The 11,095-nt window shown below is 56.6% G+C and carries 7 protein-coding genes; all 7 read right to left on the minus strand.

What is annotated here, in order from left to right; all coding sequences use genetic code 11:
- Positions 1–20: 20 nt before the first annotated feature.
- Positions 21–647 (minus strand): ANTAR domain-containing response regulator, encoded by a 627-nt coding sequence (locus IEX25_RS05285; RefSeq protein WP_229665054.1) that lies wholly within the window; start codon positions 645–647, stop codon positions 21–23.
- Positions 644–1,810, minus strand: a complete 1,167-nt coding sequence (locus tag IEX25_RS05290) for a transporter substrate-binding domain-containing protein (RefSeq protein WP_229665055.1) — start codon at positions 1,808–1,810, stop codon at positions 644–646. Before IEX25_RS05290 ends, IEX25_RS05285 begins: the two co-directional genes overlap by 4 nt.
- Positions 1,811–2,967: 1,157 nt before the next feature.
- Positions 2,968–4,698 (minus strand): restriction endonuclease subunit S, encoded by a 1,731-nt coding sequence (locus tag IEX25_RS05295; RefSeq protein ID WP_188714301.1) that lies wholly within the window; start codon positions 4,696–4,698, stop codon positions 2,968–2,970.
- On the minus strand, positions 4,695–5,768 hold the full coding sequence (locus IEX25_RS05300; protein WP_188714302.1) for an endonuclease NucS domain-containing protein: 1,074 nt from the start codon (positions 5,766–5,768) through the stop codon (positions 4,695–4,697). Before IEX25_RS05300 ends, IEX25_RS05295 begins: the two co-directional genes overlap by 4 nt.
- Complete coding sequence (locus tag IEX25_RS05305) at positions 5,765–7,210, minus strand: class I SAM-dependent DNA methyltransferase (protein WP_188714303.1); 1,446 nt, start codon at positions 7,208–7,210, stop codon at positions 5,765–5,767. Before IEX25_RS05305 ends, IEX25_RS05300 begins: the two co-directional genes overlap by 4 nt.
- Entirely contained in the window at positions 7,207–8,061 is an 855-nt protein-coding gene (locus IEX25_RS05310; protein WP_188714304.1) for an FRG domain-containing protein, read from the minus strand. The genes IEX25_RS05305 and IEX25_RS05310 overlap by 4 nt, the downstream gene beginning before the upstream one ends.
- On the minus strand, positions 8,061–10,517 hold the full coding sequence (gene hsdR / locus IEX25_RS05315; protein WP_188714305.1) for an EcoAI/FtnUII family type I restriction enzme subunit R: 2,457 nt from the start codon (positions 10,515–10,517) through the stop codon (positions 8,061–8,063). The genes IEX25_RS05310 and hsdR overlap by 1 nt, the downstream gene beginning before the upstream one ends.
- Between the last annotated feature and the right edge of the window lie 578 nt (positions 10,518–11,095).

The raw sequence follows: 11,095 nt of genomic DNA on the forward strand, positions 1-11,095 counted from the left end.
GTTGGTTCTCGACGTGGGGATCAGGCCCAGCGTCGCCTTTCATCAGTCGCCGAGGCTTCTTCGTCCTCGTTATATCTTGAAGCTCGCAGACCCTCGCAGAAGTCCTCGACACTCTGCCGGGCGTGCATGGCACTGCGACGCAGGCGATCATAGGCCTGGTCAGGGCCGATGCCGTCACGAAGTACCATGTCGGTCACTGCGCGCAGGACATGGGCGCGGCCTTTTCGCCGCTGCTTCAGTTCCTCGATCTGGGCCTGCATCGCCATGCTGCGGGTAAGGGAATTGACCGCCAAAAAGAGGGCGGAATAGACCGATCCGCTGTGGATGGGCTTGGTCAGGAAGGCCTGTGCACCAAGGCTGACCAGCCCGCGCAGTCGGCTGGGTGCTTCTGACCCGACCAGACCAACAATGGCGCAATCAGCCGGTATGTCAGGTTCCTCGCCCGCTGCAGGCAGCGCCATGTCGCCGTCAATGAAGGCCACGCGGGGGCCAGCCGATGGCTCAAAGATCAAGCTCTGGTGGATTGCATCGACCGTCAATCCAAGGCGCGGCAGAACAATCTGCAATGTATTCGTGCTACGGCTGTCGGATGTGATGATCGAAGCTCGGAAATCGCGGAAGTTCTGCGTCACGCGGGGCTGTTTCATTTCACGATCCTCAGTTGCGAGGGCAGGGAAGACGGTTCTGTGGTGCGCGACCACTGCACCAGATACGGGTCCGGCCGCACCGGCCCCGGACTTTCGATCAACACGTCGAATTCGAAATCTGCGCGCGAGATACCGATATGCGGCGTCAGATAGGCGTGCATCGTTGCTGGATCGATCATCACCGGTCCTTGCGGCGCATCGAAGCGGCAGGCAGTCACAGCGGCACGAACCTTTGCAATGTCTTCGTCGCCTGCCCGCGCGACGGCGCGTGCCAGCAGGTGGATGGCAATATAGCTGGATTCTGCGTCCGCGCAGGCGGCCGGTCCATTCGGAAACGCACGGCGATATGCTGCGACAAAGTCAGCATTGCGTGCCGTTTGGATCGATGAGAAATAGACGCTGGAGGTGATCTGTCCATCCGCCGCCTCGGCGCCGATGGCGTGCAGTTCTGGTTCGGACAAGGTGCAGCTTGCCACCGGTATGCTCCGGGGCTGGTCAATCCCGGCAGCAGCGCTGGCGCGGCGCAGGCGCCGCAGGAACTCATAGGATGAAGACCCGATCAGGGAATTGAAGATGTAGTCGGGCCGAAGGTCCAGGATCTCGATGACATACTGGTCTAAGTCAGTTTCCCCGATGGGCACATAGCGTTCGGCTGCGATCCGTCCTCCCAGGCGCGTAATGCCTTCGCGGAAGACCCGGTTGCTTTCCCAGGCCCAGATGTAATTCGACCCAATGCAATAGCCCGTACTGCCGTATTCCTTGAACAGAAACCCAATAAGCGGCGTCAGATGCTGGTTTGGAGAGGAGCCGGTGTAGATCACGTTCTGCGAGGTTTCGAAGCCTTCGTAATGGCTGGGATACCACAGCAGCGCATCGTGCTTCTCGATGATTGGCAGCACCTCCTTGCGGCTGGAGGAGGTATAGCAACCGCAGATATGGACAATGCCCCGATCCAGCATCGACTGGACTCCGTCTCGGTAGTTGTCCAGTTGTCCCCGAGGGTTCACGTGCAGAGGCTCCAGCTGCAGGTGCAAGGATGGATCCTCGTTCACCTCCCGGCACGCCAGCATCGCCCCATTCAGAAGTGCTTGAGCAACCGTGGCGTAAGGCCCTTCGGTTGAGAACAGCAGACCGATCTGAAGTGAGGTGCGTTCCAAGTTCATGTCCACGTGAAAACAGCCCTGAGGCAGCGAGTGCCCAGGGCGGAATTGCCATTATGTCGATGTCGTCAGATCTGTGCGTAATGGCTCAGTTGCCTTGCACATGTCTCAAGCTAGGGCCGCAGGAACAGACCTGTCAATCAGCAAAGAGGATGAGGGGCGGCGCGTGCCTTGAATTTAAGCAGCACATCGGGAATTGGATGGAGGGTGCAAAAAAAAGGGTAAAGAGTATTCCCGGCGTTTGATGAAGTGTCGGAGCCTTTTCCCGACTGTATCATTGTGCGAGGGTCGAAGTGGAGAACCCCTTGCGGTGAACAAGATCATGCCGCTGATCACCCATCGATCATCGACGCGAGGCTTGTCACGGCTTTTGGAAAGAAGGGCTTTAAGCGCTCCATCTGCACTTCTATCAGTTGGAAAAGATCGCTCAGGGATCAGGTCTTCTTGCAGGGCCTGAACCATGCAAAGCGCTCGAAGACAGTGGGTCTGGAGCCTACATTGACGTGTCCTTATCCGCAGTAAATCGGTACGAACCGATCACTCTGGTTGTATAATAGCAGCAGATTAAACGCTAAGATGTTAAAATTGAAAATTTTTAGGGACAAGTGGCGGGCCGACAGAGATGAAAGTGAGAACTCGTATATAGTTGAAATCTCTGCGCCTTTTCCATGGCAAATGCGAAGGTCCCCCCAGATTTCTGCTTCTCGGCTGAAGGCAGAAGTGATCATCGCAGAGTTACTGCAGAAACGAGGAAGCCTTCCGCCTGTATCCTTGGTGACAGAATGTTTGATGGAGGCCACCGGTGCAAGCCGACGATCAGCTTATGTGACTGTTCGGAAAGCGCTCCAAACGTTCAGTCTGCGCGAGTGAGGCCCAGGAGAATAATCCTTGGAAACGGAAAACTTACAATCCCGATGGCCTCCCAAAGTGTTGACTCCGTCGCGATGGGCCCAAATTACGGCCTAAGGCCCGCCGGCGAGTGATCGGGAGCGATGCCGCCTATGAGGCGACCATCACCGTTGCGGTAACTGGGGCAGTACGGTGGATTGCAAGAACGCGACCAACATTGGTGCGAAACCCGATGACATAGTCTGTGGGGAGCTTGGCAGGTTGGCCATTGCGGGCAAGAAGATTCCGCTCCGCGTCGTTCGGGGAGAGAGTCATTCGGCGGCTTTCAAAACTTTGGTTTCTGGCTCCAGCGCCTCATGGAGAAGGGCTTCAAGGAGGCGGGATCGGGTGGAGTCGGCAGAGGTCAGGGCGGCCTCCAACTGGTCACAGAGAGCCATGAGGGCGTCGACTTTGGCGACGATGCGGTGTTGTTCGGGGAGGGGTGGAAGGGGGATTGGTAACCGCTCGGTCTTTGCTTTCCCGAGGGTCGGTACGCCGGTGTTCTGGTTCATCTCGTTCGTCAGCCATTCCACCACCTCATCGCGCCGAAGCAGCCAGAGTAGGTAAAACGGACAGAGTCCTGTCATCGGTTTGATGGAGAATAGCGTGTGGCTGAACGTGAATTTCTCGAAAGACGGAAGGAAACGTGGAAGTCCCAAGCGACCCTTTCGCGCGAAGATAATGTCACCTTGAGCGAAGTCGCAAATTTCCTTCTGAAATTCCCAGAACGCTTGTGTGGTAAGCTTCGCTGTTTCCGGGTTCCATCCTCCGTCTCCAGCGAACTCACGGGTAGAGAGAATGGGCACGGTCCCACCAGTGTAGTCGGGGTAGCGATGACTCGGGTTCGGATCGGTGATCAGCGTGATCTGCCCGAGTGCGCATAGCTCCCACGAAATGGGAAGATCAAAACCTTCAATTTCGGCTGACGGTGCCTTCGGGGGCGTTGCGCCCCTGATCTTTCGCCTCGCAATGGTTGACCTCCGTTCCTTTACCATCCGCGCGAGCAAATGCGATGCCGGTTCATCCGCCGGGTCCTGCTCAACCAGCTTGCCCCGGACGGCGAGGTTGAGGATGGTTTGGCGGAGGGTCTTAATCTGGTCGGGGCGCTTGGTGAGGGCGGGCAGCGCTTCGAGGGCGAAGGCGGCGTGGGCCGTGAGGTCCTTGGGGGTGGTGTCGGGGGCAGTCAGGCGGGCGAGGCTGGCGACGGTGAGCTTGTCACGCGTCTCCTCGCGGGTCTTCCGGGCCTCCTCCAGCCGATCACTTAGCGCCATGAGCGCATCGACCTTGGCGACAATCCGACGTTGTTCAGCGAGGGGTGGGAGCGGAACAAGAGTCGATTTGAGGTTAGACTGCGTGATTTGATTGATTGTCGTAGTATTTACTTCGTCGATAACCTGCCGAAAAACTGGCGATGCCAAGAATAAATTTAGATACGGGTTAAGTGGACTGCGGAACAATGCCATGAAGGCGCCAAACGCCATAGGTTCATGCAATTGATTTATAATTGCGGCCTTCCCGACGAGCGCACGACTTCCATTTCTGGCGCAGATCAAAAGGTCGCCCTCAGCAACCAAAACTGAATTTTTCGGATTAACATTGACCCTTAACAGATTCTTAAGGTCAATCTTGCCGTTCTGCACGTTGTTCGAGCGCAAGACGGGTATACCGATCTCACCAACGTCAGCAGGTGAGTATGTTAGGCCGATGTTGGTCTGGCCAAGTTCACCCATAGCAGCCCAAGTCCAGTTGGGGGGAACGGAGAAGGGTGGTTGTGAGACTATTCCGGCGGATTCTGAGCGTCGGCCTCTGCCTGAAGTCCTGTTGGCATTCTTGAACCCTTGCGAAAGTCGAAAATGAAGCTTCGAAGCAGGTTCATCCCCAGCAACCTGCTCCACCAACTTTCCACGCACTGCCAAATCCAACACGAACCGCCGCAGCCGCGCTATGGCGTCGGGGGCCTCGCTGATCTGCTCGTATACTTCCAAAAGACGATCGGCATTCATGGCCTGGCGAACTCCGCGAAGGATGGCCCGGCTTTAAGGCGAAACTCGACCTCATAGGACTTGAAAGACACGGCGGGAACGACGTCGAGCGCGTAGTGAAGCTGTGGATCGCCTTCGGTGGCCACGACGAGGCCCTCGACCGTTTCGCCATTTTCCACGAGGTGCCGCTGCACCCAGCCCATGTAACGGAGGACCTGTCCGACCACCGCATCGGAGGATTTTTCGCGTTTGAGTTCGATCACCAGCCAGCGCCGATCCCGCTTGTGCCGGGCCAGCAAGTCGATACGGCCGATCGGTGTTCGGAACTCGTAACCTGCTTCGGGTTCGCCATCGCGCGCGTAAATCTCCCAGTCGCGTGCGAGGTCCAGCATGTCCCAATTGTCGAATATGTAATCGTGCAGATGACGTTCTAACGCGAAGCGGGCGGTCCGGACGTTTGGAACCGCCGGGACGCCTTCAGCCACAGAGGGTATCGACGGCCCCACGTCGTCCTCTTCAGCGTTCAGAAACCACCAAATGGTATCGAGGGTCCAGAGATCGACCTCAAGAGCGTGGGAAAGTCCCACGAGGACGTCGTTTACGGCGGCATAGCGCGCGCCGAAGCTGGCACCACGCTCAGCTTGAGGGAACAGGCCGAGTTCCACCAGGCCATCGTTCGAGGTGTTGTTCCAGACGCCATATCTGTCTGGGTATGCGACATGCAGGATCGCTGTGATGATGCCTTTTCCCATACCTTTGATGTCGGTGGCGGACTTCATCCTTGCGGCGATGGGGCGCGATTCATCAACCAACTCGGCCAGGGCTGCGCGGGTGGCGGCCATGTCGGCGCAGACCCGGTTTACCTGACGGTTGAGACCCGACCAGTGGTGGTTGTTTTCGATGTAGAGAAAGGACCTCAGCACGTCCTCTTCTATGGCTTCGATCCGGCCAGGCTGGAAGGCCGGGCTGTAGCGCGCAAGAACTTCGTCTTGAGCCTCCAGGATCTTCTTTATCTCGCCATCCTCAATCATCGCGGCTTTCGCGGCACGAAGTTGGCCGAGTGCAAGGTCCGAAAAGCTATGAGCGTTCATCGGGCCAGCGCCTCAGCAAGAATTGACTTCAGCTCCGCGCGCAGGCTTTCGACCGAGGCCTCGGTCTTGGTAAGATCGTTGAGCAGCGTCTCCGGGTCGCCCCAGTCGTCCTCGACTACATGGGGATTCTTGATGTCGAGGTTGAAGCCACGCTCCCTAATTGTGTCGATGGAGACCTTCCAGGCGCGCTCGCTCTCCACGCGTCCCGCTCGCTTCGGCCCGCCCCACCAGGCGGTGCAGTTGTCCAGATGCTCCAGTCTGATCGGTTTCGTCATGGAGTAGGATTTCTGCGCCTCTGGGAGCCGGTGCTCCCAATACCAGACCTCCTCCGTCGGCGAGCCCTTCTCGAAGAACAGCAGGTTGGTGCCGATGGAGGCGTAAGGTTTGAAAACCGAGTTTGGTAGCCGGACAATGGTGTGCAGGTTGCACTCGGTCAGCAGGTGCTCCTTGAGACGAGTCTTGATCCCCTCGCCAAAGAGCGAGCCATCTGGGAGAACAACGGCCGCGCGGCCGTTCTTATTCAGCAGCCGGATGATGAGGGCGAGGAAAAGATCGGCGGTCTCGCGCGTCTTGAACTGCGGAAAGTTATTCTCGATCCCGTCCTCTTCCTTGCCACCGAAAGGTGGGTTGGAGAGGATGATGTCGACGCGCTCGCCCTTGGTCCAACTGATGAGGGGACGGGCCAGCGTGTTGTCGTGCTTTACCCAGGAGGGCTCTTCGATGTTGTGGAGCAGCATGTTCGTCGTGCAGAGCATGTGTGGCAGTGGCTTCTTTTCCACCGCGCGCAGCGAAGCCTGCATCTTCGCTTCATCCTCAGGGCGCTTTACGTAGTGTTCCCGCATATGGCGCAGGGCGCACGTCAGAAAGCCGCCCGTGCCGCAGGCTGGATCCATCAAGATCTCGCCCGGTTTTGGGTCTATCTGCTGGACCATGAAGGCGGTGACAGCGCGGGGAGTGTAGTATTCGCCGGCGTTGCCCGCGTTCTGGAGGTCGTTGAGCAACTGCTCGTAGATGTCGCCGAAATGCTGGCGCTCGGACAGGCTGTTGAAGTCGACCTCGGAGATCTTGTTGATCACTTGGCGCATAAGTTGGCCAGATTTCATGTAGTTGTAGGCATCCTCGAAGACGGAACGAACTACGCGAGCGCGGGGTGAGGTGGCCGGGAGCTCCTTCAAGGTTGGGAACAGTTGCGTGTTGACGAAGTCTTGTAATTCGTCGCCGGTAATACCCTCAGGATCCGCGGCCCAGTTCCTCCATTGCAAGTGAATGGGGATAGGCGAGACATAGTCGTCGCGCGTGAATTCGAGCGCCTCATCTTGGTCATCGATAATCTTGAGGAAGAACATCCAGACAAGCTGCGACAGGCGCTGCGCATCACCGTCGACGCCCACGTCTTTGCGCATAATGTCCTGGATGGATTTAACAAGGTTTCTCATACTCATGGTTGCGCACCAAGGTTGTGATTTATTTCATGCACAAGTTCGACGAACCTGTCATCGTTATTTGGATACAGGGCATCATGCGGCACGATCGGAAAAATCGGATCAGCCAAAAAGTCAGAAACGTTAAACTTGAACTTGCCAATTAAGCGCCTACCAAAATCAACTTCATGAGCGGAGTACATCTGCTTTTGCTCGTAGGCCTGAATGTCAGGAAATTCTCCGAGCAGGTAACCTTCTTGAATGTGGGGTCGTCGCGCGCGAGGAGGGCAGACATTTGCAAGCCTAATTGCCTGAAGTCCAGCATCAATACTGGTGGTAATGGCTCCCGCCAAGTGTGGAATACCTAAGACAAATACATATCCCTCATCTCTATTATTGTCAGACGCAAAAGACACAGCAATCCGCAATGAATGCGTAACGTCCAGAAGTGGGGTGGCGCATATCTCATAATGCTGAAGGATAGACCAGCGAAGGATTCGGTATCTCCTAATTTCTTCGCGTCTTTCGATCCGACGCCGTTGGTAGGCATCTACCAGAAGTCGCTCGGCATTTTGCAAGCGATCGAACAACGGCATCAGAATGTGGTCACGCACCTGCAAATCTGCGCCGCGAAAAATACTTGGTCGAAGAGTAGTTGCACCAGTTCCGTCTCTGTGGTCAAAGCGCTGGCCGCGAAACATCATCACGTATTGTGGATTAAGATATTGGAGCTCTGCTACTCGGTCTGCCAAATCGAGGTAGTTTTCCACATGAATAGCTTCACTCTTCCGAATGGTCCTATTGCACGCACGTTCAGTGTGCCCCGTTTCCGGATCGATATAGGTCAGCTTTTCTTCGCCAATTCTTTTCATCAAGCGCTTTCTTCGTATAGAGCTCCCTGCAAGTCATGAATCGCTCGCAGGTAGTCGGGCTTCTTGCCAAAGGCACGCATGAGTTCGACGGGCGTTCCCATGTTAGAAAACGGGTTTATCTGAAGGATGTTCGTGTCGTCGAGGGTCAGCACACCTTCGTCCGCGTACTTGTCAAGGAGAGCCTCAAGCACAGCCCGCGCCTGCTCACCATACCGGGTAAAGGCATCGCGCTTTTTGACGTTCTCCGCGCGCTCGCGACGGGTCAAAGGCTTGACGCCGAATGCAACGTGGCAGACGAGATCGAAGGGATCGAGACCCGCGTCGATTTCCCGGCCGATCAGCTCAAGGTCGAGGCCCTCCTCGGCCAGCTCATCGACAATGACCTGCTTGCGATCCTCTGCCCGCCATCGGCGCAAAAAATCGTCCATGGATGCAAACCGGCGCGTGAGGTGCTTCCGGGTAAAATCGCGCAAAGTCTCGGTGACGAGCTTTCCGTCCGCGTCCAAATATTCCACGCGCTCCTTGATAATAGTCGCGCCGATCCCGTCGACGTAGATCTTCCGTCGAGGCCTCTGATCCCCGCCGAGATCATCAGGGCCAGCAGGCTCTCCTGGCTGCCCTGGTGCGACTGGATCGATTACAATGGTTTCGGTGCCATTGACGTCCCTGCCTGTCGACGTTCCTCCATCGTCAGGCGGCATCACAGGATCATCTGGGCCAGGCTGGTAAATTTGAACCGGATCGCCGTCAAACTCGGGATCAGCGAAGTGCGACGTGGCGCCGCGGAAATCCATAAGTGTAAAGAAGTATTTTCCGGTGTCTTCGTGAATGCGCGTCCCACGACCGACGATCTGTTTGAACTCGGTCATCGAACCAATCTCTCGGTCAAGAACAATGAGACGGCAGGTCTGGGCGTCGACACCTGTGCTCAAGAGGCGCGATGTCGTGACGATGACGGGGTAGTCAGACTCCGGGTCGATAAAGTTCGCCAGCTCGTTCAGCCCGTCCTTGTCGTTCCCGGTGATCCGCATGACGTAGCGGGAGTCTTTGGTGACGAGATCCTGGTTCTCGTTGATTAGCGCCTGCCGCATGCGGCCGGCGTGTTCCTGATCCACGCAGAAGATGATCGTCTTCTGCATCCGATCGCCGCTTTCCTTCAGGAACTGGGTGACGCGCTGCGCAACGAGTTTGGTGCGGTCGTCGATGACGAGCGTTCGGTCAAAGTCCTTGATGTTGTAGATACGGTCCTCAACTTCGCTGCCGTTTCGGTCGAGTTGCCCCGGTTCCGGACGATAGCCTTCGACATCCCGATCCAAATGACACTTGATGACCTTGTAGGGCGCGAGAAAACCGTCCTTGATGCCTTCCTTCAAGGTATAAGAATAGACGGGCTCGCCGAAGTAGTTGATGTTGGACGCATATTCGGTTTCCTTCGGTGTCGCCGTGAGGCCAATCTGCGTCGCATCCGAAAAATGTTCGAGTATCTCCCGCCACGCCGAGTCCTCAGCCGCGCTGCCGCGATGGCACTCATCGATGATGATCAAATCAAAGAAGTCGGGGCTGAGCTCGCGGTAGATCTTCTGGCTTTCGTTCGGCCCTGTGAGCGCTTGGTAAAGACCGAGGTACACCTCGTAGGCGGTATTAATGCGTCGACGCCGGTCTATGGCCACGGCCAGCTTTTCGTGTGTGCCATTCGGGCGCTCGATGGTCTTTGAATGAGTTGACAGCTTCGCCATTGATCCGATGAATGGACGGAAGTCGTTCACCATCGTCTGGTCCACGAGAACATTCCTGTCTGCCAGAAACAGGACCCGCTTGTTCTTGCCTGACCTCCACAAGCGCCAGATGATCTGGAAGGCAGTAAATGTCTTCCCGGTGCCAGTCGCCATGACGAGCAACAGCCGCTTCCGACCCTTCGCGATCGCCTCCAAGGACGCATTGACAGCGTTCATTTGGTAGTAGCGAGGCTCTTTCCCGCTATCAAAATAAGGGTGGAGGACCGTACCTGCCTCTGCTTCAGTGAGTCCTTTCCACGCCAATAACTTCGCTCGAAGCTCGTCGGGAGATGGAAAGCTGTCGAGGCTGACTTCGGTTTCGGTCTGGTGAGATTGGCCGGTCGCGTCGTGGAAGACAAAGCTCTCTCCGTTCGAAGAGAACGCGAAAGGCACGCGCAGCATCTTGGAGTAGCTGAGGGCCTGCTGAATTCCGTCGCTCGCTGCATGGCGATTATCTTTTGCTTCAATGACGGCGATCGGAATACTCGGCTTCAGGTAAAGAACGAAGTCAGCCCTCTTCTTCTGGCCCCGCGCGACCAGCTTTCCACGCACCACGATGCGACCGGCGGTAAGCGTGCGTTCTTCAGCGATTTGAGTTTGCAGATCCCAGCCCGCGCTTACCAACGCCGGCAGGATATACTTGCTGCATATATCCCGCTCCGAAAGAAGCCGCTTTTCCATTTCGTCCGACCCTCGTTCCTCCTGCACACAGTAGAGATCGCGGCCACCAACACAAGCTTGGCTGCCAGCGCCGGATCTTAGGGTATTCCCCTTGCGGCCGAAGGATACGGAAGGAGAGGTGTCTCAATAAGACGGTCCAAGGGACGCCGATGAGGAGAACTGTTTCGCCAAGCCTCAGATCATACGCGTGCTGCACTTAGCCAAAGGCGGCTGCACGTGCCGGGCTTTGGCGCGAGCAGGGGATCAGCACGGCTGCCTTCAACGAGTGACGGACTATGAGCTACTCTGAATCACATAACGGTCCTACAGTCCCATTTACCGCCGCCGGACATACACTAAGACTGGAAATGAACCACCTCAGCGGGGAAGGCCGATCCATCACCGCGGGCAAAGTCAGTCCATCGGCGGTTTTGCAGTACAAGATGTCATATCTACTAAAGGAATGATGGGCTGGAATTTGCAGTAAAACGGAGTCTGAACCGCCCCGGGTTTACCGGAGAGTTTGTGGTTCAATGATTAGGCTGCTTTTTCGGCTGCGTTCAAGCTTGCGTAGAAGGCCTCCTCTGCTTCGTTCGGCG

Origin of the sequence: Paracoccus acridae (assembly GCF_014642735.1) — a bacterium.
GTDB classification, from domain to species: Bacteria; Pseudomonadota; Alphaproteobacteria; order Rhodobacterales; family Rhodobacteraceae; genus Paracoccus; species Paracoccus acridae.

Coding starts and splice junctions, on each gene's coding strand:
- IEX25_RS05310 (WP_188714304.1), bottom strand. CDS start 8,061: ATGAAAAGAATTGGCGAAGAAAAGCTGACCTATATCGATCCGGAAACG.
- IEX25_RS05300 (WP_188714302.1), bottom strand. CDS start 5,768: ATGAACGCTCATAGCTTTTCGGACCTTGCACTCGGCCAACTTCGTGCC.
- hsdR (WP_188714305.1), bottom strand. CDS start 10,517: ATGGAAAAGCGGCTTCTTTCGGAGCGGGATATATGCAGCAAGTATATC.
- IEX25_RS05295 (WP_188714301.1), bottom strand. CDS start 4,698: ATGAATGCCGATCGTCTTTTGGAAGTATACGAGCAGATCAGCGAGGCC.
- IEX25_RS05290 (WP_229665055.1), bottom strand. CDS start 1,810: ATGAACTTGGAACGCACCTCACTTCAGATCGGTCTGCTGTTCTCAACC.
- IEX25_RS05305 (WP_188714303.1), bottom strand. CDS start 7,210: ATGAGTATGAGAAACCTTGTTAAATCCATCCAGGACATTATGCGCAAA.
- IEX25_RS05285 (WP_229665054.1), bottom strand. CDS start 647: ATGAAACAGCCCCGCGTGACGCAGAACTTCCGCGATTTCCGAGCTTCG.